The sequence below is a fragment of the Paraburkholderia sp. J67 genome, from assembly GCF_905220265.1.
Classification (GTDB): domain Bacteria; phylum Pseudomonadota; class Gammaproteobacteria; order Burkholderiales; family Burkholderiaceae; genus Paraburkholderia.
Genome location: NZ_CAJMZK010000002.1, coordinates 389,074 through 415,473, shown reverse-complemented (window position 1 = coordinate 415,473; position 26,400 = coordinate 389,074). Strand labels below are relative to the sequence as shown.

Here is a 26,400-nt window from a genome sequence, read left to right as displayed (position 1 = left end):
ATGCGCATTTACGAGAAATACTTTGCGCGTCAAATCTATCTGACGTTCATCTTTATTCTGTTCGCCTTCTCCGGCCTGTTCTTCTTCTTTGACCTGATCAACGAACTGAACTCCGTCGGCCACGGCAACTACAAGTTCATCTACGCGGTGATTCGCGTGGCGCTGCAGTCGCCGTCGCGGCTCTATGAAATCATTCCGGTCGCCGCGCTGATCGCCGCGATCTACGTGTTCGCGCAGATGGCCGCGAGCTCGGAGTTCACGATTTTCCGCGTCTCGGGCCTTGCGACCGGCCAGGCGCTGCGCTCGCTGCTCAAGATCGGCGTGCCGCTCGTGCTGCTCACCTACCTGATCGGCGAAGTGGTGGGTCCGTACACCGACCAGCTTTCCGAAAAGGTGCGTCTGCAAGCGCTGGGCTCGGCGGTCTCGACGGACTTCAAGTCGGGCGTCTGGGTCAAGGACACGCTCACCAAGCGAGCCGATGGCGAACAGGCCACGCGCTTCGTGAACGTGGGCGAACTGCAGCCGGACGCGACCATCACGAACGTGCGCATCTACGAATTCGATTCGCAGTTCCGGCTCTCGAACGTGCGTGTGGCGAAAAGCGGCAAGTTCCAGCCGCCGGGCCACTGGCTGCTCAAGGACGTGACGGACACCGAACTGATCAGCGTGCCGCCGCCGGCGAACCAGCCCACCGATTCGCTCGCGCCGGTCTATCGCGCGACGCAGACTGCATCGCCCGAATACTCGCTGCGCTCGGAGCTCACGCCGCAGATTCTCTCGGTGCTGCTGGTGTCGCCGGATCGCATGTCGATGTTCAACCTGTTCCGCTACATCCAGCATTTGCAGGAAAACCATCAGGACACGCAGCGCTACGAAATCGCGTTCTGGCGCAAATTGCTCTACCCGTTCGCGGTGTTCGTGATGCTGGTGCTCTCGCTGCCGTTCGCGTATCTGCATACGCGTGCAGGCGTGGTGGGTGTGAAGGTGTTCGGCGGGATCATGCTTGGCATGAGCTTTCAGCTCGTCAACACGCTGTTCTCGCACATCGGCAATCTGAATACCTGGCCCGCGCCACTGACAGCGGCGACGCCCGCGCTGATCTATCTGGCGCTTGGCTTGCTGGGCCTGAAGTGGGTCGACCGGCACTGACGCCGGGTATCGATGCTTCTCTGGAGTCGCGACGACGATGCTTACCCCCGGCACGCACGGCATGATCCTCTTCGGCCACGGCGCGCGCGATGCGCGCTGGAAAGAGCCGTTCATGCGCCTCGCGGGCAAGCTGACCGCCGCGCGCGGCAATGCGGGGCCGGTCGATCTCGCGTTCCTCGAACTGATGGAGCCGAGCCTGCCCGACGCCATCGCCGCGCAGGCCGCTCAAGGCTGCACGGCCATCACCGTGGTGCCCGTGTTCTTCGGCCAGGGCGGTCATATCCGCCGCGATCTGCCTGCGCTCATCGCGCAGTGCCAGGCCGCGCATCCCAACGTGAAGATCGACTGTGCGACGGCGGTAGGCGAGGACGATGGCGTGCTCGACGCGATCGTGCAGTATTGTCTGACGCAGCAAACGTGAGCACGTAGCCTGCACGAACCCACGCACATAACGCAAAAGGGCCGCTTTTCAGCGGCCCTTCTGTTTTCTGGCGGTACAACTTCCCCCGTCTTGATCCTTTCTTGATCCTTATGCCGCGGCGAGTCGATCGTCCGCTACATCGGCCTGCTGCCCTGCCCGCTCGGCAAACGCCTCGCCAATCATCAGCAGGCTCGGCTGCGCCGCATCGAGCCAGTCCTGAGCCTCGCCCGCCGCGAGACCCGCCAGCGTGAGCGTGAGCGTGCGTTCGCGCGCCGTGCTGCAAGCCTCGACGATGGCCACCGGCATCGTGCCCGCGCGGCCCGCTTCGATCAGCTGGCGCGCGATATCGGGCGCGCTGTCGCGGCCCATATAGAACACGAGCGAGTCCGCATTCACGTGCTCGCGGATTTCCTCGCTGCCCGCCGCGCGCGAATACGTGGCGAGCGCGACGCTGCGCGAGACGCCGCGCAGCGTGAGCGAGCGTTGCAGCGTGGCAGCGCTGGCGAGCGCCGCCGTGATGCCCGGCACGATTTCATACTCGATGCCCGCGGCTTCGAGCGCGCGCATTTCCTCGTCGGCGCGACCGAACAGCATCGGATCGCCGCCCTTCAGACGCACCACGAGGTCATGCTCGCGCGCCGCGTCCACCAACTGCTTGTTGATGAACTGCTGCGCCGTCGAACGCTGTCCGCAACGCTTGCCGACCGCGATGAACTTCGCGTCTTGCGGCGCGTAGTCGAGCATCGCCGGCTCGACGAGCGCGTCGTGCAGCACGACCTGCGCCTGCCCGAGCAGACGCGCGCCGCGCACCGTGATGAGATCCGCGGCGCCCGGTCCGGCGCCGATCAGATAAACCTTGCCCATATTTACCAACCCTGTATCGACCGGACTCAGGCCTGGATGCTCAAGCCGTAAGTGCGCGGATCATGCCCGCCGCCACCGTGTGATGCGTCGCCTCGTCGATGAGAACGAACGCGCCGGTGCCGGGATGCACATCATACAGGTCCGCGACCAGCGGCTTTTGCAGCGTGAGCGAGACGCGGCCGATGTCGTTCATGGCGAGGTTCTGGCGATCCACGGCGTGCGACAGCGTATGCACGTCGAGCACTTCCTTGATCGCGCCGATCTTCGCGAACACCGTGCTGGTGGTCTGCTTGAGCAGGTACTTGCGCTGCGTCGAAAGCGGCTCTTCGTCGAACCAGCAGAGGTCCGCTTCGAGCTTCTTGGCCGGTTGCGTGTCGTCGGCCGCCGGCACGAAGGTGTCGCCGCGCGAGACGTCGACGTCTTCGGTCAGGCGGATCGTGACGGTCTGACCCGCGAAGGCGCGATCGACCTGCGCCGTGCCGCCCGGCACCGGCGCGATGATCTCGGCAACCGTGGCCGCGCGACCTGCCGGCAGCACCGTGATGGCGTCGCCAACCTTCACTTCGCCCGCTTCGACACGGCCCATGTAGCCGCGGAAGTCGTCGGCGCTCGAACCGTCCTGACGGGCGACCCATTGCACCGGGAAGCGCAGCGCCTCGCCCGTTGCCTGCGCCACGGGCAGTTGCTCGAGCAGGTCGAGCAGCGGCTCGCCCGCGTACCAGGGCATGCGCTCGCTCAGCGTGACGATGTTGTCGCCCTTGAGCGCCGACACCGGCACGAAACGCACGTTGTTCAGGCCAAGCTGACGCGCGAGTTCGACATAGGCTTCGCGGATCAGGTTGAAGGTCGCTTCGCTGTATTCGACCAGATCCATCTTGTTGATCGCGACGATCACGTGTTGCAGACCGAGCAGCTTGACGATCGCGCTATGGCGCTTGGTTTGCGGCAGCAGTTGCGTGACGCCGTTTTCGACCGTCACGCGCGTGGGGTCGATCAGGATGATGGCTGCGTGCGCGGTGGACGCGCCCGTGACCATGTTGCGCGTGTACTGCTCGTGGCCCGGGGTATCGGCAATGATGAACTTGCGCTTGGCCGTAGCGAAGTAGCGGTACGCCACGTCGATCGTGATGCCCTGCTCGCGCTCGGCTTCGAGGCCGTCCGTGAGCAGCGACAGGTCGATTTCGTCGCCGACGGTGCGCTTGTTCTTCGCCCGCGAGAGCGCCGAAAGCTGGTCGCTCAAGACTGCCTTGCTGTCGTACAGCAGGCGGCCGATCAGCGTGCTCTTGCCGTCGTCCACGCTGCCGGCCGTGATGAAGCGCAGCACGCCGAGGTCTTCAGGTTGATGCGTCGTAACCATGTCTAATCTTTCCTCTGCGTGCTTTTAGAAATAACCTTGCTTCTTGCGCTGTTCCATCGCGGCTTCCGACGCCTGGTCGTCCATGCGCGTGGCGCCGCGTTCCGTGATTTCGGTCACGGCCGTCTCGGCGATGATCTTCTCGATGTTGTCGGCATCGCTTGCCACCGGGCAGGTGCAGCTGATGTCGCCAACCGTGCGGAAACGCACCTGCGCCATTTCGCTGACTTCGCCTTCCTTCATCGGCGTGAGCGGCGTGACCGGCACGAGCAGGCCATTGCGGCGCACGATCTCGCGCTGGTGCGCGTAGTAGATCGACGGCAGTTCGAGCTTTTCGCGCTCGATGTATTGCCACACGTCGAGTTCGGTCCAGTTCGAGATCGGGAACACGCGCAGGTGCTCGCCGTTGTGCAGGCGTGCGTTGTACAGGCTCCAGAGTTCCGGGCGCTGTGCCTTCGGGTCCCACTGGCCGAATTCGTCGCGGAACGAGAAGATGCGCTCTTTCGCGCGGGCCTTCTCTTCGTCGCGGCGCGCACCGCCGATCATCGCCGTGTAGCCGTATTCTTCGATGGTTTCGAGCAGCGTGACCGCTTGCGCGGCATTGCGCGAATCGGTTTCGCGGCGCAGGCGCACCGTGCCCTTCTTGATCGAATCTTCGACGTGACCGACCACGAGTTCCGCGCCGATTTCGGCAGCACGGCGGTCGCGGAAGTCGATCACTTCTTCGTAGTTGTGGCCCGTGTCGATGTGCACGAGCGGGAACGGCAGCGAGGTCTTGCGGTTCGCGCCGAGACCAAACGCCTTCAATGCGAGCGCGAGCACGACCACCGAGTCCTTGCCACCCGAGAACAGCAGCGCGGGCTTGCTGCACTCGGCAACGAGTTCGCGCAGGATGTGGATCGACTCGGCTTCGAGCCAGTCGAGATGGTCCATGCGGTTCGCCGTGACCTGAAGCGGCGCATTCACTGCGGAGTCGAGCGTCGTGCTCATGTTCGGAATCCTTCGTCTGATCGCGCCCCGTTCCGGGGAATCAAGGCGCGTTACTCTGTATTCGACTTCGCTGCCGTTCGCTACAACATCGAAAACGGCGCGAAAACTTCAATCTTAGCTGGCGCGGCCGATCGGCGAAACCAGCGGCGATACGTCCGCAGCGGCCTCGACCACCGGAATCGCGGAAACCGACGTGATGTGCAGTCCGCATTCCTTCGTGTCGCGCGACTCCCACCACCAGCGGCCCGCGCGGCTGTCCTCGCCCGGACGGATCGCACGCGTACACGGCTCGCAACCGATGCTCGGGTAGCCGCGCGCATGCAGCGGGTTCACCGGCACGTCGAAGGCGCCCAGATAGGCCCATACATCGGCTTCGGTCCAGTCCGCGAGCGGATTGAACTTGTCGATGTTGCGGGCTTCGTCGCGTTCTTCCTCGTGCAGCTCCGCACGCGTGACCGACTGCTCGCGGCGCTGGCCCGTGACCCATGCCGACACGCCCGACAGCGCGCGATTGAGCGGCTCGACCTTGCGGATCTCGCAGCAGCGCTTGCGCAGATCGACGCTCTCGTAGAACGCGTTCAGCCCATGCTGCGTGACGTATTCATCGATTGCATCCTGCTGCGGACGGAACTGCTCGATCTCGTAGCCGTAACGCTCGCGCACCGTGTCGATCATGCCGACGGTTTCCGCGTGCAGGCGGCCGGTGTTGAGCGAGAAGATGCCGATCTTCACGCCACGCGAAAGAATCGCGTGGGTCAACAGCATGTCTTCCGCGGCAAGGCTGCTGGCTAGCTTCACCTCGGCGTGACGCGCGGCGATCGAATCGAGCAGCGCATCCAGGCGCTCGATCTTCGCTTGCAGGTCAGCGGTGATTTCGCTGGCGGCGGTGGTCATGCTGCTACGCCTCGTTGCCCCGCCTTGCGGCGAAAGAGCGGCGACGGCTCGTCGAACGCGCCCTGGTATTGCACCGTGAACTCGGTGAAGGCCTTCAGCGCGTCGTTGATGTCCTTGTCGGCGCGCAGCGCGTAGGCGTCGAAACCGCAACGCTCGTAGAAGCGCAGCTGGTCGCGCAGCACGTCGCCGATCGCACGAATTTCGCCCTTGTAGCCATAACGCTCGCGCAGCAGACGCGCGATCGAATAGCCGCGGCCATCGCGGAACACCGGGAAGTCGATCGCGATTAGCGCGATCTTGTCGAAGTCGGCGACCACATCGGCCGGTTCGCTGTCCGGCGCGAGCCACACGCCCAGCTCGTCCTTGCCGCGCGCGGCGACGAGCGCCTCGCGGTTGGCCTGGAAGTACGCGAACGGAACCAGCACCTTGCCCGCGGGCAGCGCCGCCACATCCGGCAGCACGCCGTCTTCGGCGGCGCGCACGACTTGCCAGTTGTCTTCAACGATCTCGCGATTTTTGATGATCAATGCCATTGCTTAAGTCTCGTATCTCGTTGCGGGCGAATCAGGCGTGGGCCGGTTGGCGCGATGCGTACACGCGCTCCTTGAACGGGGCCATGCCGATGCGGTCGTACGTGTCGATGAAACGCTCGCCGTCGATGCGGTTTTCGACGAACGTGTCGATCACCTTCTGCACCACGTCGGGCATCTCTTCCGCCGAGAACGACGGGCCGATCACGCGGCCAAGGCGTGCGCCGTTGGCGCCGTTGCCCTGCTCGCCGCCGAGCGAGACCTGATACCACTCCGAGCCGTCCTTATCCACGCCCAGCACGCCGATGTTGCCGACGTGATGGTGACCGCACGAGTTCATGCAGCCCGAGATGTTGAACGACAGGTCGCCCAGGTCGTAGACGAAATCGAGGTTCTCGAAACGCTCCTGGATCGCCAGCGCGATGGGGATCGACTTCGCATTCGCGAGCGAGCAGAAGTCGCCGCCCGGGCACGCGATGATGTCGGTCAAGAGGCCGATGTTTGCGGTCGCGAAACCTTGCGCCTTGGCCTTTTCCCACAGCGCGAACAGGTCGCGCTTCTTGACGTCCGCGAGAATCAGGTTCTGCTCGTGCGAGACGCGGATCTGGGCAAACGAGTACTCTTCCGCCCAGTCGGCCACGGCTTCCATCTGCACATCGGTGGCGTCGCCCGGCGCGATGTCGCGCGGCTTGAGCGAGATCGTGACCGACGTGTAACCCGGCACGCGGTGCGGGCGCGTGTTGCGCTCGACCCAGCGCGCGAAGGCGCGGTTTTCCAGCAGATGCTTCTCGAACGACGTGTCGGTGTCGGCGAGCTTTTCGTAAGCCGGCGGCACGAAATACTGCGAGACGCGATCGACCTCTTCTTGCGTGAGCGTCGAGGGGCCGTCCTTCAGGTGCTGCCACTCTTCTTCCACTTGCTGCGCGAACTTCTCGGGCGAGAGCGCCTTCACGAGAATCTTGATACGCGCCTTGTAGAGGTTGTCGCGGCGGCCGTAGCGGTTGTACACACGCAGCACGGCTTCGCAGTAGGTCAGCAGATGCTGCCACGGCAGGTCGCGCTTGATGATCGCGCCGATGATCGGCGTGCGGCCCAGACCACCACCCGCGAGGATGCTGGCGACCACTTCGCCCTGCTCGTTACGGTCGAGGTACACGCCCAGATCGTGGATCTGCACCGCGGCGCGGTCTTCCTTCGAACCCGAGACGGCGATCTTGAACTTGCGCGGCAGCCACGCGAATTCGGGGTGGAACGTCGACCATTGACGCATGATCTCGGCCCACGGGCGCGGATCGACGACTTCGTCGGGCGTCACGCCCGCGAACTGGTCGGCGGTGATGTTGCGGATGCAGTTGCCCGACGTCTGGATGCCGTGCATCTGGACGGACGCGAGCTTGGCCAGGATCTCAGGCGTTTCTTCGAGCTGGATCCAGTTGTACTGGATGTTCGAGCGCGTCGAGAAGTGGCCGTATTGACGGTCATGCTCGCGCGCGATCTGGCCGAGCATGCGCAACTGGTCGCTACGCAGATTGCCGTACGGAATCGCGACACGCAGCATGTAGGCGTGGCGCTGGTAGTACAGGCCGTTCTGCAGACGCAGCGGACGAAACTCTTCTTCGCTCAATTCGCCCGACAGGCGGCGGCGAACCTGATCGCTGTATTGCGCGACGCGTTCGTCGACGATGGTCTGGTCGTACTGATCGTATTGGTACATTCGGGGACCCCAGGGTTGTATCAATCGCGGCGTTCCGGTTACGCCACGTTCTCCGACTTCGACTTAGCCAGTTCTGGTCCTGCTCAGGCCGGCGCCTTCAACTCGCCGGTCATTTGCTAATGACCAAAACAGATATCCATATTGGAAAAGTTGGGGAAATGGTAATAAACTCGCCTTATATTTCAAACGATCTAAAAATCAGGTTGATATGCCAAGGGGTTATATATGAACCTGCACCAGTTCCGCTTCGTTCGAGAGGCCGTGCGCCAGAACTTCAATCTCACGGAAGCGGCCAAGGCACTGTATACAAGCCAGCCGGGCGTCTCGAAGGCGATCATCGAGCTGGAAGACGAATTAGGGGTCGAAATCTTCACCCGCCACGGCAAGCGTGTGCGCTCGCTCACGGAGCCGGGCCGCATCATCCTGGCCTCCGTGGAGCGCATCCTCCAGGAAGTGGAGAGCCTCAAGCGGGTCGGCAAGGACTATGCGGCACAGGATCAGGGCAACCTGGTCATTGCCGCCACGCACACCCAGGCGCGCTACTCGCTGCCCGCGGCCATTGCGGAGTTCAAACGACGCTTTCCGAAGGTTCACCTTTCGATTCTGCAAGGCAGCCCCACGCAGGTCGCGGAGATGGTCCTGCACGACCAGGCGGATCTGGCGATCGCGACCGAGGCGATCTCGAATTATAAGGAACTGGTGTCGCTGCCCTGCTTCAACTGGCACCACGTGGCCGTGATGCTGCCCGATCACCCGCTGCTCGAGCGCAAGCCGCTCTCGCTCGACGATCTGGCCCAATATCCGCTGATCACCTATGACAACGCGTTCGCGGGCCGCAGCAAGATCAACGAGGCGTTCCGCCTGCGCGGCCTGTCGCCCGACATCGTGCTCGAAGCCATCGACGCGGACGTGATCAAGACCTATGTGGAACTGGGTCTCGGCGTGGGGATCATGGCCGATATCGCCTTCAACGCCGAGCGCGACCGCCACTTGCGCGCCTTGCCGGTCGGCCATCTGTTCGGCAGCAATGTCACGCGCGTGGCGCTCAAGCAGGGCGCGTATCTGCGCAGCTATGTGTATACGCTGGTCGAGCTGCTCTCGCCGAGCCTGAACCGCAAGCTGATCGAGCAGGCGCTCAAGGGCGAACACGAGTCTTACGAGCTTTGATGCTTCACGGGGCGCACCGGGCGGAAAGACCCGGGCACCCGCTAACTACATAGCGCGCGTTTCATGATGTTCCGCCGCGCGCCGTCTCACCGCTTCACTTCTCGCCTTCTTCATCCTGGAGACCGTTGCATGAAGTCGTATCTGCGTCTGAGTTCGTCCCTGCCCCCGCTTGCCGCGGCCGCCGCCCTGGTGCTGGCCGCGTTCTCCCCGGCCGCGCACGCCGACCTGAAGGTGGGCATCGACCTGTCGAGCACAGGGCCCGCCGCCGCCATCGGCATCACGAGCAAGAACGCCATGCTGATGTGGCCCCCGACCATCGCCGGGCAGAAGGCGGATTACATCGTGCTCGACGACGGCTCCGATCCGGGCGCAGCCGTGCGCAATATCCACAAGCTCATCAACGAAGACCACGTCGACGTGATCGTCGGGCCGAACATCACGCCCGCAGCGCTGGCGGCGCTCGACCCCGTAGCCGAAGGCAAGACGCCGATGATCACGCTGGTCGGCTCGGGCTCCGTGGTCGAGCCGCAGCAAGGCGCGCGCGTCTGGGCCTTCAAGATGGCGCAGACCGACGCCGCGATGGCCGACGTGATGACGCGCTACATGGCCGCGCACGGCATCAAGACGGTGGGCTTCATCGGCTTCGCAGATAGCTACGGCGACAGTTGGCTCAACGAATTCACGAAGTTCGCGAAAGAACGCAACATCCAGATCGTGGCGACCGAGCGCTTCAATCGCACCGACGCGAGCGTGACGGGCCAGATCCTCAAGCTGATCTCAGCGAAACCCGACGCGGTGCTGATCGCGGGCGCAGGCACGCCGACGGTGCTGCCGCAGCGCACGCTGGTCGAGCGCGGCTACAAGGGCGCGATCTACCAGACCCATGGCATCGCCACACCCGAGTTCATCAAGCTCGGCGGCAAGGACGTAGAGGGCACGCTGTTCCCCACCCAGCCCGTGGTGGTCGCGCGCACGCTGCCTGCCGATCAACCGGCGCAGAAAGCGGCGCTCGCCTTCGTGGACACCTACGAGGCGAAGTACGGCCCGGGCACGGTCACGCAGTTCGCGGGCGACGCGGCAGGCGTGTACCCGCGCCTTCAGGATGCGGTCGGGCGCGCGCTCAAGACCGCGCAGCCTGGCACGGAAGCGTTCCGCGTCGCGCTGCGCAGCGAACTCGAGCACGCGCACGAGGTGGTCGTGCCCAACGGCATGGTCAATACCAGCGAGAAAGACCACGTGGGCCTGGATCAGCGTGCGAGCGTGATGGGCACGATACGCGGCGGCAAGTTCGTTTATCTGGGGCAATAAAGGGCCCGCAAAGACACGGCCGTGGGTCTGGCGCTGGTGAATCGCGCGAGACCCACGCGAGTTGGCGACCATTCGAGCCTCAACTTTTACGCTTCCGTATGGCGGCGCCGTCCGGCGCTTCGCCAGCGTCCCGGGCAAGCGCCCCGCTGCCCGCCGCCGCGCGCCGCTTCGCGAAATGCGCCTCCACCTCGTCAGCCCCGATGGCGGGCCGCGGATCCTCGAGCGCCTCGCGCACCTTGGCGCGGAACCAGGCGTCGTGGGTGGCCGGATCGACCGCGAAATCGAACGGCAATGCCCCTTCGTTCGCGATACGCGTGAGCAGGATGCGCACCGCGTCCGACACGGTGAGCCCCATCTTGTCGAGCACCGCCGATGCGCGCTCTTTCAACGCCGGATCGATGCGGACCTGTACCAATGCGCTTGCGCTCATCCCCCAACTCCTTCGCGTGATGGTCGAAGCTGCATTGAAATTCATCTGTATGACACTAGACATGCGCGTTCCTTGAAGCAGGTTAAAGACGCTTCAAGTTTCGCTGTCCGGCGTGCTACGCGGAATTCATCCGAATGGCTAATCCTGCTCGACGCTTCAGCGGATGGCGCGCCACGCACCATCCGCCGCGCTGCTCGCCAACACGGCCTCGATGAAGCGCAAACCCGCCACGCCGTCATCGACAGTGGTCAGCAACAGGCTTTCGCGCGGCGCGGGTTGCCCGGCCTCGCGCGCGCGAATCTGCGCGGCCGCGTCGCGATAGAGTTGCGCGAATGCCTCCAGATAGCCTTCGGGGTGCCCTGGCGGCACGCGCGTCGCATGGCGCGCGGCCTCGCCCGTCACGCGGCCGCGTGTGAGACGCTGCGCCTCGCCGCCTTGAGGCGTGAACCACAGTTCATTCGGTGCTTCCTGATCGAAGGTAAGCCCCGCCTTCGTGCCGTACACCCGCAAACGCAACGCGTTTTCCGCCCCGCTCGCCACCTGGCTCGCCCACAACATGCCACGCGCGCCGTTCGCGTAGCGCAGCATCGCCTGAACATGATCGTCCACGCGCCGGCCGGCCACGAAGGTGTGCATTTCCGCCGCGAGCGACACCGGCTCCATACCGCTCACGAACGCCGCCAGTTGATACGCGTGCGTGCCGATATCGCCGAGACAACCCGCCGGGCCGGCTTGCGCGGGGTCAGTACGCCAGTTCGCCTGGCGATTCGCACCATCATGCTCGACCGGCGTAGCAAGCCAGTCCTGCGCGTACTCCACCTGTATGACACGCACGTCGCCCAATTCCCGCGCCACCACCATTTCGCGCGCATGCCGGACTAGCGGATAGCCCGAATAGGTATGCGTAAGCGCGAACACGAGCCCCGCATCGCGCGCGTGCTGCGCGAGCGCTTCGCCTTGCGACAGAGACACCGCGAGCGGCTTGTCGCAGATCACGTGGATGCCCGCATCCATGAACGCATGAGCGACAGGCGCATGCAGATGATTGGGCGTGACGATCGCCACCGCATCGATACCGTCTTCGCGCTCGCCCTCTACGCGGGCCATCTCGCGCCAGTCGACGTAACTGCGCGCGAGGCCAATGGCGTGAGCGCTCGCCTGCGCACGCGGTGCATCCGATGAAAGCGCTCCCGCGACCAGTTCGAAACAATCGTCGAGACGCGCCGCGATCCGATGCACCGCGCCGATAAACGCGCCTTCGCCGCCGCCGACCATGCCCAGCCTGAGTTTCGCCGCCATCTTCAATGGCTCCTTGTCAGCAAACGTGACCAGCACTCACATTCCCAGCACGCCCTTGAGCGCCGCCGCATCGACGCCGCTGCCCGCGAAGTCGTCGAACGCATGCGCGGCCACTCGGATGAGATGCCGCTTGATGAACTCGGCGCCCTCGCGTGCGCCGTCGTGCGGGTGCTTGAGCGCGCACTCCCATTCGAGCACGGCCCAGCCCGGGTAGTCGTACTGCGTGAGCTTCGAGAAGATCGCACCGAAGTCGATCTGCCCATCGCCAAGCGAACGGAAGCGCCCCGCGCGCTCGACCCAGTCGCTATAGCCGCCGTACACGCCCTGCTTGCCGGTCGGCCTGAACTCCGCATCCTTCACATGAAACGCCTTGATGCGCGCGTGATAGAAGTCGATGAACGCGAGATAGTCGAGCTGTTGCAGCACGAAGTGGCTCGGGTCATAGAGGATGTTGGCGCGTGGGTGCTCATCCACCGCCGCGAGAAAGCGCTCGAAGGTCACGCCGTCGTGCAGGTCCTCGCCCGGATGCAGTTCGTAGCAGACGTCCACGCCCGCGGTATCGAAGGCATCGAGGATGGGCCGCCAGCGCCGGGCAAGCTCGTCGAAGGCCGCTTCGACAAGCCCGGCCGGCCGCTGCGGCCAGGGGTACAGATACGGCCACGCAAGCGCGCCCGAAAACGTCACGTGCGCGGCCAGCCCCAGATTCTTCGATGCCCGCGCCGCCAGCATCAGCTGCTCGACGGCCCACGCCGTGCGCGCCTCGCGGTTGCCGCGCACGTGCGGCGCGGCAAAGCCGTCGAAGAGCGCATCGTAGGCGGGATGCACGGCCACCAGCTGACCTTGCAGATGCGTCGACAATTCGGTGATCGCCACGCCCGCATCGTCGGCGCATTGGCGCAGATCGTCGCAATACGCCACGCTCGACGCGGCCAGTTCGAGATCGACGAGCCGCGCGTCGGTGGGCACCTGAATGCCCTTGTAGCCCAGTTGCGCGGCCCACTCCACCATATGCGCGAAGCTATCGAACGGCGCGTCGTCGCCCAGGAACTGGGCGAGAAAGATCGCGGGACCCTTGATGGTTTTCATCGCCTTTTTCCCTTTTTCCTCGCCTGAGTTCTTATTCCTGGCCATCCGAACGATCAGAACGGCGAGTCCGGGAAGTAGAACTGTTTCGCGTTTTCCTTCGTGATGAGCACCGAGGGAATGATCGTCGTCGCCGGCAAAGCCTTACCCGCGAGACGCGCCTCGGCCGTGAGCTTGATCGCGTCGTAGATGAACTTCGGCGAATAGGAGACGTCGGCCTGGATGAGCGGATCGCCGTCCATCACGCGCTTGACCATGTCCTTCGAGCCCGCGCCGCCGAACACGATCTTGATGTCGGTGCGTTTGGCCTGGTCGATGGCCTTGAGCACGCCCACGGCCATGTCGTCGTCGGCGGCCCAGACGGCGTCGATATGCTTGAAGCGCGTGAGAAAGTCCTGCATCGTCTTGAAGGCGTCGTCGCGGTTCCAGTTCGCGTACTTCGCATCGAGGATCTTCATGCCGGGGTACTGTTTGATCACGCCCGTAAACGCGTTCCAGCGCTCGTTGTCGAGCGTCGTCGGAATGCCGCGCAGCGCGACGATGTCGCCCTTGCCGTTCAACTGCTTCGCCAGATATTCGGCGGGAATCTTGCCGAACGCCGTGTTGTCGCCCGCCACATAGGCGTCCTGCGCGCTCTTGTCGGTGAGGCCGCGATCCACCACCGTCACGTAGACGCCCTTCTTCTTCACCTGCGCAACCGGCTGCGTGAGCGAAGCCGATTCATATGGGAAGATCACCAGCGCGTTGATCTTGTTGACGGTCACGAGATCCTGCAACTGGTTGGCCTGATCGGGCGCGTTCGCCGCGGTCTTGACGATGATCTTCAGATCCGGATGCGCTTTCTCCAGATCCTTCTTCGCCTCGTTCGCCCACCAGACGATGCCGCCCGTAAAGCCGTGATCGGCCGTGGGAATCGCCACGCCCAGCGTCACTTTCTCCTGCGCCTGCGCGGGCGCCGCGCCCAGCATCGCGCTCACGCCGAGCGCCAGCGCACCTGCCCACATCGCCTGAATCGTCTTCTTCATGATGCCGTCTCCAATGGTTGTTGTGCGGGCCTGTGCGCCCGTTGCCGCGAGTACGCCTTGCACCTTCATTTACTTCGACATCCGAACGATTTAACGAAACACTAGCGCCTGCCGCGTTGCAGGAAGGCCACGGCGATAATCGCGACGCCCTGCACCGCCGCATTCAGATACACGCTGATGATGCTGGTGAGATTCAGAATATTCGCGATCACCGACAGCAGAATCGCCCCCACCACGGTCCCCGCCACGCGCCCTTCGCCGCCCTTGAGCGCCGTGCCGCCCACCACCACGGCGGCGATCGCTTCGAGTTCCCAGAGCAGGCCCGTGGTCGGTGTCGCGGAGCCCAGCCGCGGCACATACAGCACTGTCGCCACGCCCACGCACATGCCCAGCAGCACGTAGGTCGCGCACTTGACGCGATCGACACGGATCGCGGCATAGCGCGCCACCTGCTCGTTCGAGCCGATCGCCTGCACATGCCGCCCGAACGCGGTGCGATTGAGCACGAGCGCGCCGCCCGCCGCCATCAGCGCGAACACCCACACGGGCACCGGCACGCCAAAGAGGCTCGCGTAATAGACCGGCCCGTAGAGATCGGCGAGATTGTTCTGGAGCGTGAGCGCGCCGCCGTCGGCGAGCCACGTGAGCACCGAGCGGAAAATGCCGAGCGTGCCCAGCGTGACGATGAACGGCTCGATACGCCCACGCGTGATGAGCAGGCCATGCGCGAGGCCGAACAGCGCGCCCAGCACGAGCGCAATGGCAATGCCCAGCGCGACGATCGCAAGCGGCGCGAAGGTATGCGCCCCCACGCCCGCCGCGAGCGTGTTCATGGTCCAGATCATCACGCCCGCGATCAGCGCGGCCATCGAGCCAACCGACAGATCGATGCCACCCGAGATGATCACGAAGGTCATCCCCACGGCGATGATGCCGATGAACGAGGTCCGCGTGAGCACGTTGAGCAGATTGTCGACAGTGGCGAAGTCGCGGTTGAGCAGCGTGCCGAGCACGCACAGCGCGACGAGGCCGAGCAACGGCCCCACGCCCGCGAGCCGGTGCGCGAAAGCAGCGATCCTCCGCGCGCGGCCAGGCGGGCGCGCGGCCTCAGTGGGTGCCGGTTGCATGGGCGATCAACTCCTCTTCGGTCAGATGCTCACGGCCGAGCGTGGCGACGAGTCGCCCCGCGCGCATGACCGCGACCCGGTGCGCGAGCCCGATCAGTTCGATCAACTCGGACGAAATCACGATCACCGCGCGCCCGGAGGCCGCGAGGCGCTGGATCAGGAAATAGATCTCGCGCTTGGCGCCGATGTCGACGCCGCGCGTGGGCTCGTCGAGCACGATCACACGCGGATCGGGCTGCAAAAACTTGGCGAGCGCGAGCTTCTGCTGGTTGCCGCCCGAGAGCATGCGCGCGCGGCTGGAAAGGTCGCCAGTGCGGATGCCGAAGTCGCGCACCGCCGTCTCCAGCGCGCGGCGCCCCGCCTTGAGATCGAGCAGCGGCTTGCCATAGCGTTCGAGCGTCATGAGCGTAAGGTTGTCCTGCAAGCTCAGGTTCATGTGCAGGCCCCGGCCCTTGCGGTCCTCGCTCAGATACGTGAGGCCATGTTGCATGGCGTCGCGCGGATGACGCAGCGTCGCTTCGCGTCCCTCGATCTCGATCGTGCCCGCACGGCGGCGGCGCAGCCCGACGATCGCCTCGAAGGCCTCGCTACGGCCCGCGCCCACCAGACCCGCGAAACCCAGGATCTCGCCCGCCCGCACCTCGAAGCTCAGATCGTCCACCCAGCCGGGCACCGCGAGGTTACTCACGCGCAACGCAATGGGCGCGTCGGGCGGCGCTTCCAGCTTGTCGGGAAACATGTCGGAAAGGTCGCGGCCCACCATCAGGTTCGCTATCTGCTGACGCGCGAGGCCCGCGGTCGCGCTAGCCGCGACGAAGCGGCCGTCGCGCATCACGATCACGTCGTCGGTGATGCGCTCGACTTCGTCGAGCTTGTGCGAGATATAGACGATCGTCACGCCGTCCGCGCGCAGCTTCGTCATCAGCGTGAAAAGGCGCGCGGTTTCGGCGGGCGTCAGGGTGGCCGTGGGCTCGTCCATGATGAGCAGGCGCGCGTGGCGCGAGAGCGCCTTGGCGATCTCGACGAGCTGCTTTTCGGCGACGATCAGCTCACGCACGCGCGTATCGGGATGGCGTTCCAGCCCCACCTGGGCCAGCAGCGCGCGCGCCTCGCGGCGCATGACGGCATCGTCGACAAACAGGCCGCGCTTCTTCTCGTGGCCCAGAAAAATGTTCTGCGCGATCGTCAGGTGTTCGGCCAGGTTGAATTCCTGATGGATCAGCACGATGCCGGCCGCCTCGGCTTCGCGCGAGCCCGCGAACGCACGGGCGCGCCCGTCGACGACAAGCTCGCCCGCGCTCGCCTGCTCATAGCCCGCGAGAATCTTCATGAGCGTGGACTTGCCCGCGCCGTTCTCGCCGAGCAGCCCGTGGATGCGCCCCGGCGCAAGCTCGAAGCTCACGCCGTGCAGCACGCGCACGGGGCCGAAGTCCTTACGGATGTCGTTGAATCGCACGGCGACGCTCATGAGCGTGCGCTCCTCCTCGAATACTTCTGGATACTGCTGTTCGGCGGGTTTCGACGGGCGGCGCGTGAGTCTTCAACGCTCCGCCCGCCGTTCCTCGCTGGTCTCCACGGCTATTTATTCAGTCACAACTGTCGTTCACCCACTTTGCCGCACCACCAGCCGATGCGGCAGCAACACACCCGCCACGCTCGCCTGCGGCTCGGCCAGACGCCGCAGCAACAGGCGCGCGGCGGTCTCGCCGAGTTCGCGCATCGGCTGCGCGATGGTCGTGAGCGGCGGGTCGATCTGCGCGGCCAGCGCGATATCGTCGAAGCCCACCACCGCGACATCGTCGGGCACGGCCCAGCCCGTGGCGCGCAAACCGTTGACGACGCCCACCGCCAGCGTGTCCGACACCGCGAAGATCGCATCGGGCACCGGCGCGTTCGCGCCGCGCCGCCGCTGCATCAGCGCGGCGGCGCCCTGCGCGCCCGCGTCGTAATCGAGGCTGTTCACGTTGACGCGCCAGCCGTCGCGCGCTTCGATGCCGGCTTCCGCGAGCGCGGCCAGATAGCCGTCGCGACGCTGCTGCGCGTACAGATAGTGGTCGTCGGAATTGATCAGGCCGATGCGCCGCCGCCCGCGCGCGATCAGATGCCGCACGGCGTCGCGCGCGGCGGCGAAATTGTCGATGCCCACATACGGCACGCCCATCGCCGGATCGAACTCGCAGCAGGCCACCCACGGCAGCGCGGCGGCCTCATCCGCGCTCGTCTGGTTGGCGTGCTGCACGGTGGCCGGATCGAGGCAGATCGCGCCGTCCGCGCGGTGGCGGCGCAGCAGATCGAAGTAGCCACGCTCGCGGCCCGCATCCGCGCCGGTGTCGCACAACAGCATGAAATAACCGTGCGCACGCGCGACGCTGTCGATGCCGCGCACGATCTCGGCATAAAACGGGTTGCCGAAGTCCGGCACCATGGTCAGCAGCAAGCGGCTTTCGGCCGTGCGCAGGTTGCGCGCGAGCTCGTTGACGCGGTAACCGCTGGTCTCGATCTCGGCGAGTACACGCTCGCGGGTCGCGGGCCGCACGTTGGCGTGGCCGTTGAGCACACGCGAAACCGTCGCCACCGACACGCCCACGCGCCGCGCCACCGCCGCAATCGAGTCGCCGCGCGCGGCGTCGGCCACGGATGGGCTGACGCCTGCGCTTTCCCCTTCGCACTGCGGCTCGGCGGACATCGACGGTCCCGTTGAAAATGTAATCGATTACATTTTTGGTTCGTCATCGGCCAAACTTCAAGGCGCGCCGTGCCAGGACAAACACCGATCCCGCCCTGGCGGCTGAGCGTTTTCCCCTGCCGGTGGCAAGGCGCGCCGCGAAAGCCCTTTGGTACAATCTCGCGGTTGCCTGGCACCGTTTTCCGCCCGCCGTTGCTGCGTCGCGGAGCGCCGCACCGGCGGCCGATCGAAATCCCGATCCGCCGCGCGAGCGCCGCGCCGCCTGCCCAGAATCCGAAAGAACCATAACGCCGAGTCACCATGAACATCGAACAAGCGCGTTTCAACATGATCGAACAACAGATCCGCCCCTGGGAGGTGCTCGACCAGGACGTGCTGAATCTGCTCTCGATCGTCAAGCGTGAGCATTTCGTCCCCGCGGCCTATGCCGATCTGGCGTTCGCCGACCTCCAGGTGCCGCTGCCCAACGGCCAGCACATGATGCCGCCGCGCGTCGAAGCGCGCGTGCTCCAGGAACTCGCGGTGAAAAAGCACGAAAGCGTGCTGGAAATCGGCGCGGGTTCGGGTTACATGGCGGCACTGCTCGCGCACCGTGCGCAGAAGGTCGTGACGGTCGAGATCGACTCGGAGCTGGCCGAGTTCGCACGCGCGAACTTCGTCAAGAACGGCGTGCTGAACGCCGAAGTCGTGCAAGGCGACGGCGCGCTCGGTTGGGCCGCGAACGCGCCTTACGACGTGATCTGCGTCTCGGGCGGCCTGCCCGTCGTGCCGCAGGAACTGCTCGAACAACTGAAGGTGGGCGGCCGTCTGGCCGCCTTCGTCGGCAGCGCGCCGGTCATGGAAGCGCAGATCATCACGCGCATGGACGAAAAGCAGTACCGCATCGCCAGCGTCTTCGAAACCTGGGTCGAGGCCCTGGAAAACGCGGTGCAGCCTTCGCGCTTCAAGTTCTAAATTACCGTTCTACAATCGTAACCGGGCCGCGTGCCCGGTTTGTTGTTGGTTCCAGTTGATTCCCTTTCGAGATTGAGTCTTTCATGCAGATCCTGACCGCCCCCGCCCTCGCCGAATGGCTCGCCGACTCCTCGCGCGCCGCACCTGTGCTGCTCGACGTGCGCGAGCCGTGGGAAATCGAAACGGCGAAGATCGACGGCATCGTCTCGATCCCGATGGCGCAAATCCCCGCGCGCAGCGAAGAACTGGACGACGAAGCGGAAGTCGTCTGCATCTGCCATCACGGCGCGCGCAGCGCCCAGGTCGCGATGTTCCTGGAGTCGCGTGGCTTCACGAAGGTGTTCAACCTGCAAGGCGGCATCGACGCCTGGTCGCGCCAGGTCGATCCGAAGGTGCCGACGTACTGATCCACCGTTACGGCGGATACACAACGCGCAAAGGGCGCGGCCTCACAGGCCGCGCCCTTTTTTCATGGCTCGAGCCAGGCCGCTAGTCGACTTCGCGAAGCACCAGCGCGACCGTCGAGAAGATTTCCTCGATCTGCTTTTCGTTCACGATCAGGGGCGGCGAAAATGCCAGGATGTCGCCCGTATAACGGATAAGCACACCCTTCTGATAGCAGCGCACGAAGGTCTCATAGGCGCGCGCGCCGGGCGCGCCTTCGCGCGGCTCCAGTTCCACCCCGCCCACGAGGCCGAGATTGCGCGCGTCGATCACGTGCGGCTCGCCGCGCAGCTTGTGGATTTCACGCTCGAAAATCGGCGCCATCTGCGCGGCGCGGCCGAACAGGCCCTCGCGCTCGTACAGGTCGATGGTCGCGCAGGTCGCGGCCGCGGCAATCGGATGGCCCGAATACGTATAGCCGTGAAATAGCTCGATGCCGGCCGGCGCACCGCCCACGATCTGGTCGTGAATGCGCGCGCTCGCGGCCACGGCGCCCATAGGCGCGGCCGCATTGTTGGTGCCTTTGGCCATCGTCAGCAAGTCGGGCGTGACGCCGAAGTAATTGGCCGCGAACGGCGCGCCCAACCGCCCCCAGCCCGTGATGACCTCGTCGAAGATCAGCAGGATGTCGTGCTTGTCGCAGATCTCGCGCAGGCGCTGCAGATAGCCCTGTGGCGGGACCAGCACGCCGGTCGAGCCCGCCACCGGCTCAACGATCACGGCGGCGATCGTCGAGGCGTCATGCAGCGTGCACAGCCGCTCCAGATCGTCGGCGAGATGCGCGCCCCACACCGGCTGGCCCTTCGAAAAACCGGCCTCGCGAATGTTGAGCGTGTGCGGCAGATGATCGACCGAGGGCAGCAATTGCCCCGAATACATCTTGCGATTGGCCGCGATGCCGCCCACCGAAATGCCGCCGAAGCCCACGCCATGATAGCCGCGCTCGCGCCCGATGAAGCGCGTGCGCTGCCCTTCGCCGCGCGCGCGATGGAACGCCAGCGCGATCTTGAGCGCGGTGTCCACGGCTTCCGAGCCGGAGTTCGTCAGGAAGATGTGCTTGAGATCGCCGGGCGTGTGCTTCGCGATCTTCGCAGCGGCTTCGAAGGCCTTTGGGTGGCCCATCTGAAAGGTCGGCGCGAAGTCCATTTCCTCGGCCTGCGCTTTCACAGCGGCGACGATCTCGTCGCGGCCATGCCCCGCGTTCACGCACCAGAGGCCCGCCGTGCCGTCGAGAATCTGCCGGCCGTCGTGCGAGGTGTAGTACATCCCCTTCGCGCTGACGAGCAGGCGCGGCGCGCTCTTGAACTGCCGGTTCGCGGTGAAGGGCATCCAGAACGCGGACAGATCGGGCAGGCTGGCATTCATCTGCATCTCCTTGCGTTTCGTTTCCGTTCGCTTCATTGGCATTCGCTTCGGACAACGAGTCAGTTGAAGAACTTCGCGCGGTGCTTCAGAAATTCAGTGTAGGCAGAGTCCAGCGCGCGTGCACAACGATGCGGCGCGACTGCACTTCGGTCGCGCGGACGTCGATACGCCACGCATCGCCATGCACCGCGCCGCCCTGCACTGGCGCACTGCAACGATGCAGCGCGCCCGAACATGCGTCCCGTTGCACCACATTCGCCCGCTTGTCGTTCGACCTCGCGCGCCATGCACCCCGTCCATGCCTTGCCGCTGCACACATCGCGCATAAAAGGGCCGCTGGCATAGCGCTTGCAGTAATGGACCCGCAAGACTGATACGAACAGGCGGTGCGTAACCAGACGCGCCACGATCATGGATTTCACGCAAAGGGGCAATGCAATGAAACGTCGCAGTCTGTTGAAATTCGGCACGATGACGGGCGCACTCGCCGCCGCAGGGCGCGTGCCGTTCGCGCACGCCGACACGGGCAGCGGCCCAATCAAGGTCGGCATTCTGCATTCGCTCTCGGGCACGATGGCGATCTCGGAGACCTCGCTCAAAGACACGGCGTTGATGACGATTGCCGACATCAACAAGAACGGCGGCGTGATGGGCCGGCAGATTCAACCCGTGGTGGTGGACCCGGCTTCGAACTGGCCGCTGTTCGCCGAAAAGGCCCGTCAGTTGCTCACCCAGGACAAGGTCGCGTGTGTGTTCGGCTGCTGGACCTCGGTGTCGCGCAAGTCGGTGTTGCCCGTTTTCGAAGAACTGAACGGCCTGCTCTACTACCCGGTGCAGTACGAAGGCGAAGAGATGTCGCGCAACGTGTTCTACACGGGCGCCGCGCCGAATCAGCAGGCGATTCCGGCAGTCGAATATCTGATGAGCGCCGAAGGCGGCAGCGCCAAGCGCTTCTTCCTGCTCGGCACCGACTATGTGTATCCACGCACGACCAACAAGATCCTGCGCGCTTTCCTGCACTCGAAGGGCGTGAAGGACAGCGATATTCAGGAGGTCTACACGCCGTTCGGACATAGCGACTATCAAACCATCGTCGCGAACATCAAGACCTTCTCGCAAGGCGGCAAGACCACGGTGGTCTCGACCATCAACGGCGACTCGAACGTGCCCTTCTACAAGGAACTCGGCAACCAGGGCATCAAGGCGACGGACGTGCCCGTTGTGGCGTTCTCCGTGGGCGAGGAAGAACTGCGCGGCATCGACACGAAGCCGCTCGTCGGCCATCTGGCGGCGTGGAACTACTTCATGTCGGTGAAGGGCCCGCAAAACACGAAGTTCAAGGAACAGTTCGAGTCGTGGGTGCAGACCAACAATCTGCCGGGCGGCTCGAAGCGCGTGACCAACGATCCGATGGAAGCGACCTTCGTCGGCATCCATATGTGGAAGCAGGCGGTCGAAAAGGCCAAGAGCACGGATGTGGACAAGGTGCGCGTGGCGATGATCGGCCAGAGCGTGGCCGCGCCGTCGGGCTTCACGCTGACGATGGACGGCAATCACCATCTGCACAAGCCGGTCATGATCGGCGAGATTCGCGGCGACGGCCAGTTCAACGTGGTGTGGCGCACCAAGACCGCGATCCGCGCGCAGCCGTGGAGCCCGTTTATTGCCGGCAACGAAGGCAAGCCGGATGTCGTGACGCAAAGCGTGCTGCCGGAATTCCTGCGCCGCTCGCGCACGGCTTGATGTAGCGATTGCGCGTGGTTCGGGCCAGATTCAAGCCCGCCTCACGTGCGATTGAAGCACCCGGCGCGTCACGCATTTCGATTCGCGTGACGCGCGATCTGCCCGAACGGGACGCGCACATCGCATCTGCGCCGCGCCCCGCATCAAAAAGAAGACATCATGGCTCTCTCAATCTCGAGGTTCGCCCGCACGGGGCTGCGCCATGCGCTCGCCGCCGCTGCGCTCTTTGCGGTGTTCGGCACCAGCGCCCACGCGCTCGAAGCTGCCGATGTCGCGCCGCTTGGCGCCGATGACTTCGATGCGAAGTCCGCTGCCGTCGACAAGCTCATCGCCACGCACGACGCCGCTTCGCTCGCACTCCTGAAGGCTTTATCCGAAGACAACGTCACCGCGACCGATGCGGGCGAAGTGCTGATCCAGGACGGTGACACTGCGCGCGACGCCGCCACTGGCAAAGCCGTGGCCGCGAACGTCGCATCGAGCGCCCAGCCGATCACGCTCAACAACCAGTTGCGCTCGAAAGTGGCAGGCGCGCTCTCGGGCCTGCAACTCGCGTCGCCCGACCTGGAAACGCGCCGCGCAGCCATCGCCGAATTGCTGAAGAATCCCGATCCGTCGATGAAGCCGATGATCGACGCCGCGCGCGCAAAGGAAACCGATCCTGCGCTCAAGCGCCGCCTCGATACGCTCTGGGCGATGACGGCGCTGCACGATCCCAATACGGCGACGCGCCTCGAAGCCGCGAAGCTGGTCGCGGCTCGCCATGATCTCGACATGTACGAACTGCTTCGCCCGCTCGTCGCGAAGAACGCGAGCGGCGCATGGAACGAACCCGATGCCGATGTGCGCGCCGCCGCCCAGCAAGGCATCGACGCGCTCGATTCGATCCAGCGCCGCAGCGAGATCTTCGGCACGCTGTTCGCGGGTCTGTCGCTCGGCAGCGTGCTGTTGCTTGCGGCGTTGGGGCTTGCGATCACGTACGGCCTGATCGGCGTCATCAACATGGCGCACGGCGAGTTCCTCATGATCGGTGCGTACGCAACCTATGTGGTGCAGACGCTCTTTCAACGCTATGCGCCGGGCGCCTTCGACTGGTATCCGTTGCTGGCGATTCCTGTCTCCTTCATCGTGGCCGCACTGGTTGGCGCGGTGATCGAACGGCTCGTGATTCGACACCTGTACGGCCGCCCGCTGGAGACGCTGCTGACCACCTTCGGCATCAGCCTGATCCTGATTCAGGCCACGCGCATGCTGTTCGGCGCGCAGAACGTGCAGGTCGAAAACCCCGCGTGGATGAGCGGCGGCGTAACCGTCATGCAGAACCTCATCCTGCCGTACAACCGTCTCGCGATCCTGGCGTTCTCGCTGATCGTGGTGGGCATTGCATGGACGGTACTCACAAAGACGCGCCTGGGCCTCTTCGTGCGCGCCGTCACGCAGAACCGCCGCATGGCCGCCTGCGTGGGCGTGCGCACCGCGCGCGTCGACGCCTGGGCGTTCGCGTTTGGCGCGGGCATCGCGGGGCTGGGCGGCTGCGCGCTCTCGCAGATCGGCAACGTGGGCCCCGATCTCGGCCAGAGCTACATCATCGATTCGTTCATGGCCGTGGTGCTGGGCGGCGTGGGCCAGATCGCGGGCACGGTGATCGGCGGCTTTGGTCTCGGGCTGGTATCCAAGGCCATCGAGCCGTTCTGGGGCGCGGTGCTCGCGAAGATCGCGGTGCTCGTGCTGATCGTGCTCTTCATCCAGAAGCGTCCGCAGGGGCTGTTCGCCCTCAAGGGCCGTAGCGCGGAGGCTTGACCATGACGATTGCAACGCATACTCCTTCGCCCCACGCGCTCGGTGGGCGCGACAGTGCCGCCGAAACCTTCGCGCTCGGCCTGCCCGCGCGCCCCGCGCTGCTCTCGCGCCGCGCGTGGCTCGCGCTCATTGCCCTCATCATCGCGATGGGTGTGGGTGTGCCGCTGTGTGCGCTGGTGCTGCCGCAGTCGAGCGCGCTGCATCTCTCCGCCTACACGATGACGCTCACGGGCAAGCTCATGTGCTACGCGATCGCCGCGCTCGCGCTCGATCTCGTCTGGGGCTATTGCGGCATCCTGAGTCTCGGTCATGGCCTTTTCTTCGCGCTGGGCGGCTACGCCATCGGCATGTATCTGATGCGCGAGATCGGCCATGACGGCAAGTACGGCAGCGACCTGCCCGACTTCATGGTGTTCCTCGACTGGCACTCGCTGCCGTGGTACTGGCAAGGCACGCAGCATCTGGGCTACGCACTGCTGCTGGTCGTGCTGGTGCCCGCCGTGGTGGCATGGGTCTTCGGCTTCTTCACGTTCCGCTCGCGCGTGAAGGGCGTCTATCTGTCGATCATCACGCAGGCCATGACGTTCGCGGCGATGCTGCTGTTCTATCGCAACGAAACGGGCTTCGGCGGCAACAACGGCTTCACCGATTTCAAGCGCATCGCGGGCATGCCGATCACGCACCCGGGCACGCGCACCGTGCTGTTCCTGATGACTTTCGCGACGCTCGTGCTGGCGTTCCTCGCCGCGCGCGCGATCGTCACCTCGAAGCTCGGCCGCGTCGTGACCGCCGTGCGCGATGGCGAAACGCGCCTTATGTTCCTGGGCTACAGCCCGCTCGGCTACAAGCTGTTCATCTGGACCCTCTCGGCCGTGCTGTGCGGGATCGCGGGCGCGCTCTACGTACCTCAGGTCGGCATCATCAACCCGAGCGAAATGTCACCGGGCAACTCCATCGAAATGGCGATCTGGGTGGCCGTGGGCGGACGCGGCACGCTGATCGGCCCGATCATCGGCGCGTTTGCGGTCAACGGCGCGAAGAGCTTCTTCACCGCCTATTTCGCCGAATACTGGCTATTCTTCCTCGGCCTGATCTTCGTGCTCGTGCCGCTCCTGCTGCCCAACGGCATCATGGGTCTGATCGAACTGGCAGTGAAACGATTCGGAGGCAAGCGCGCATGAACGGACACATCCTGCTCAACGATCCGCTCAACCACAATCCCTTCGACGAAGCGGACACGCTCACGCTCTCGGGCGTGGCCGGCATGGGCCACGTGGTCGAACCCGGCGCCATCGACATCTCGCACGGCACGATCCTCTATCTGGAAGACGTGACCGTGAGCTTTGACGGCTTTCGCGCGCTCAACAAGCTCTCGCTGAATATCGACGCAGGCGAGTTGCGCTGCGTGATCGGCCCGAACGGCGCAGGCAAGACGACGATGATGGACGTCATCACCGGCAAGACCTCGCCCGATTCGGGCAAGGTGTTTCTCGGCCAGACGCTCGACCTCACGCGCATGAACGAGCCCGCGATTGCGCGCGTGGGCATCGGCCGCAAGTTTCAGAAGCCCACGGTGTTCGAGCAGCATCCCGTGTGGGAAAACCTCGAACTCGCGATGAAGGCCGACAAGGGCTGGTTCGCCACGCTGCGTGCGCGGCTCGATCGGGACGCCCAGGCGAAGATCGAACAGACGCTCGAAATCATCCGGCTGGAAAGCGACGCGCGGCGTCTTGCGGGCGAGCTTTCGCACGGCCAGAAGCAGCGCCTCGAAATCGGCATGCTGCTGATGCAGAAGCCGCAATTGCTGCTGCTCGACGAGCCCGCCGCCGGCATGACCGACGACGAAACGATGGAACTGGCCACCCTGCTCAACCGCCTGCGCGGCACCTGCTCGATGATGGTGGTCGAGCACGACATGGAGTTCGTCGCGGCGCTCGCGGGCGAGACCGGCCGCGTCACGGTGATGGCCGAGGGCCGCGTGCTCGCGCACGGCACGCTCGACGACGTGAAGCGCGACGACACCGTGATCGAATCGTATCTGGGACGCTAACAA

General features: G+C 64.8%; 24 protein-coding genes. 10 read left to right on the top strand and 14 right to left on the bottom strand.

Annotated elements, in window-relative coordinates; all coding sequences use genetic code 11:
* On the top strand, positions 1-1,149 hold the full coding sequence (lptG, locus tag U5782_RS05745; RefSeq protein ID WP_322042858.1) for an LPS export ABC transporter permease LptG: 1,149 nt from the start codon (positions 1-3) through the stop codon (positions 1,147-1,149).
* Between the two features lie 37 nt (positions 1,150-1,186).
* Positions 1,187-1,570: a CbiX/SirB N-terminal domain-containing protein gene (locus tag U5782_RS05740; protein ID WP_322042857.1), complete on the top strand. Its 384-nt coding sequence runs from the start codon at positions 1,187-1,189 to the stop codon at positions 1,568-1,570.
* A gap of 108 nt (positions 1,571-1,678) precedes the next feature.
* On the opposite strand, the gene cobA is transcribed toward U5782_RS05740, so the two are convergent.
* From cobA to U5782_RS05710, 6 genes are all read right to left on the bottom strand, one after another.
* Positions 1,679-2,434, bottom strand: coding sequence for a uroporphyrinogen-III C-methyltransferase (gene cobA / locus U5782_RS05735; RefSeq protein WP_322042856.1), 756 nt, complete (start codon positions 2,432-2,434; stop codon positions 1,679-1,681).
* Positions 2,435-2,474: 40 nt separating this feature from the next.
* On the bottom strand, positions 2,475-3,791 hold the full coding sequence (locus U5782_RS05730) for a sulfate adenylyltransferase subunit 1 (protein ID WP_322042855.1): 1,317 nt from the start codon (positions 3,789-3,791) through the stop codon (positions 2,475-2,477).
* A 24-nt stretch (positions 3,792-3,815) separates the two neighbouring features.
* Positions 3,816-4,778 (bottom strand): sulfate adenylyltransferase subunit CysD, encoded by a 963-nt coding sequence (gene cysD, locus U5782_RS05725; RefSeq protein WP_322042854.1) that lies wholly within the window; start codon positions 4,776-4,778, stop codon positions 3,816-3,818.
* Positions 4,779-4,892: 114 nt separating this feature from the next.
* Positions 4,893-5,672 (bottom strand): phosphoadenylyl-sulfate reductase, encoded by a 780-nt coding sequence (locus U5782_RS05720; RefSeq protein WP_322042853.1) that lies wholly within the window; start codon positions 5,670-5,672, stop codon positions 4,893-4,895.
* Positions 5,669-6,205, bottom strand: coding sequence for a DUF934 domain-containing protein (locus U5782_RS05715; protein ID WP_322042852.1), 537 nt, complete (start codon positions 6,203-6,205; stop codon positions 5,669-5,671). Before U5782_RS05715 ends, U5782_RS05720 begins: the two co-directional genes overlap by 4 nt.
* A gap of 31 nt (positions 6,206-6,236) precedes the next feature.
* Positions 6,237-7,916 carry a nitrite/sulfite reductase gene (locus tag U5782_RS05710; protein ID WP_322042851.1) on the bottom strand — a complete coding sequence of 560 codons (1,680 nt, stop codon included), beginning with the start codon at positions 7,914-7,916 and terminating at the stop codon, positions 6,237-6,239.
* 225 nt (positions 7,917-8,141) lie between these two features.
* Here U5782_RS05710 and U5782_RS05705 point away from each other — a divergent pair, with 225 nt between their 5' ends.
* Positions 8,142-9,083: a CysB family HTH-type transcriptional regulator gene (locus tag U5782_RS05705; RefSeq protein ID WP_322042850.1), complete on the top strand. Its 942-nt coding sequence runs from the start codon at positions 8,142-8,144 to the stop codon at positions 9,081-9,083.
* 129 nt (positions 9,084-9,212) lie between these two features.
* Positions 9,213-10,391 carry an ABC transporter substrate-binding protein gene (locus U5782_RS05700; RefSeq protein ID WP_322042849.1) on the top strand — a complete coding sequence of 393 codons (1,179 nt, stop codon included), beginning with the start codon at positions 9,213-9,215 and terminating at the stop codon, positions 10,389-10,391.
* Positions 10,392-10,470: 79 nt separating this feature from the next.
* On the opposite strand, the gene U5782_RS05695 is transcribed toward U5782_RS05700, so the two are convergent.
* The 7 genes from U5782_RS05695 to U5782_RS05665 all read right to left on the bottom strand — a co-directional run bounded on the left by U5782_RS05695 (position 10,471) and on the right by U5782_RS05665 (position 18,041).
* Positions 10,471-10,821, bottom strand: a complete 351-nt coding sequence (locus U5782_RS05695) for a type II toxin-antitoxin system RelB/DinJ family antitoxin (RefSeq protein ID WP_322042848.1) — start codon at positions 10,819-10,821, stop codon at positions 10,471-10,473.
* A gap of 156 nt (positions 10,822-10,977) precedes the next feature.
* Positions 10,978-12,120, bottom strand: a complete 1,143-nt coding sequence (locus U5782_RS05690) for a Gfo/Idh/MocA family oxidoreductase (protein WP_322042847.1) — start codon at positions 12,118-12,120, stop codon at positions 10,978-10,980.
* A gap of 36 nt (positions 12,121-12,156) precedes the next feature.
* A complete protein-coding gene (locus tag U5782_RS05685; protein WP_322042846.1) occupies positions 12,157-13,206 on the bottom strand; it encodes a sugar phosphate isomerase/epimerase in 1,050 nt (349 codons plus the stop codon).
* A gap of 53 nt (positions 13,207-13,259) precedes the next feature.
* Entirely contained in the window at positions 13,260-14,228 is a 969-nt protein-coding gene (locus U5782_RS05680) for a substrate-binding domain-containing protein (protein ID WP_322042845.1), read from the bottom strand.
* Between the two features lie 101 nt (positions 14,229-14,329).
* Positions 14,330-15,355, bottom strand: a complete 1,026-nt coding sequence (locus U5782_RS05675; protein ID WP_322042844.1) for an ABC transporter permease — start codon at positions 15,353-15,355, stop codon at positions 14,330-14,332.
* Positions 15,336-16,823, bottom strand: coding sequence for a sugar ABC transporter ATP-binding protein (locus U5782_RS05670; RefSeq protein WP_322042843.1), 1,488 nt, complete (start codon positions 16,821-16,823; stop codon positions 15,336-15,338). Before U5782_RS05670 ends, U5782_RS05675 begins: the two co-directional genes overlap by 20 nt.
* Before the next feature lie 135 nt (positions 16,824-16,958).
* Complete coding sequence (locus U5782_RS05665) at positions 16,959-18,041, bottom strand: LacI family DNA-binding transcriptional regulator (RefSeq protein WP_322042842.1); 1,083 nt, start codon at positions 18,039-18,041, stop codon at positions 16,959-16,961.
* 300 nt (positions 18,042-18,341) lie between these two features.
* Between U5782_RS05665 and U5782_RS05660 the strand changes: the two genes are divergently transcribed.
* Both U5782_RS05660 and U5782_RS05655 read left to right on the top strand, forming a co-directional pair.
* Entirely contained in the window at positions 18,342-18,995 is a 654-nt protein-coding gene (locus U5782_RS05660; RefSeq protein WP_322042841.1) for a protein-L-isoaspartate O-methyltransferase, read from the top strand.
* Positions 18,996-19,078: 83 nt separating this feature from the next.
* A complete protein-coding gene (locus U5782_RS05655) occupies positions 19,079-19,402 on the top strand; it encodes a rhodanese-like domain-containing protein (RefSeq protein ID WP_322042840.1) in 324 nt (107 codons plus the stop codon).
* Between the two features lie 82 nt (positions 19,403-19,484).
* On the opposite strand, the gene U5782_RS05650 is transcribed toward U5782_RS05655, so the two are convergent.
* The gene (locus tag U5782_RS05650; protein WP_322042839.1) at positions 19,485-20,804 is read right to left on the bottom strand and encodes an aspartate aminotransferase family protein; all 1,320 of its coding nucleotides are present in this window, start codon (positions 20,802-20,804) and stop codon (positions 19,485-19,487) included.
* A 438-nt stretch (positions 20,805-21,242) separates the two neighbouring features.
* On the opposite strand from U5782_RS05650, the gene urtA reads away from it, so the two are divergent.
* The 4 genes from urtA (at position 21,243) to urtD (ending at position 26,397) form a co-directional block, all read left to right on the top strand.
* Positions 21,243-22,547, top strand: coding sequence for an urea ABC transporter substrate-binding protein (urtA, locus tag U5782_RS05645; RefSeq protein WP_322042838.1), 1,305 nt, complete (start codon positions 21,243-21,245; stop codon positions 22,545-22,547).
* Positions 22,548-22,706: 159 nt separating this feature from the next.
* Positions 22,707-24,347, top strand: a complete 1,641-nt coding sequence (gene urtB, locus U5782_RS05640) for an urea ABC transporter permease subunit UrtB (protein ID WP_322042837.1) — start codon at positions 22,707-22,709, stop codon at positions 24,345-24,347.
* A 2-nt stretch (positions 24,348-24,349) separates the two neighbouring features.
* The gene (urtC, locus tag U5782_RS05635) at positions 24,350-25,528 is read left to right on the top strand and encodes an urea ABC transporter permease subunit UrtC (protein WP_322042836.1); all 1,179 of its coding nucleotides are present in this window, start codon (positions 24,350-24,352) and stop codon (positions 25,526-25,528) included.
* Between the two features lie 83 nt (positions 25,529-25,611).
* Complete coding sequence (gene urtD / locus U5782_RS05630; protein WP_322043083.1) at positions 25,612-26,397, top strand: urea ABC transporter ATP-binding protein UrtD; 786 nt, start codon at positions 25,612-25,614, stop codon at positions 26,395-26,397.
* The last annotated feature ends 3 nt before the right edge of the window (positions 26,398-26,400 follow it).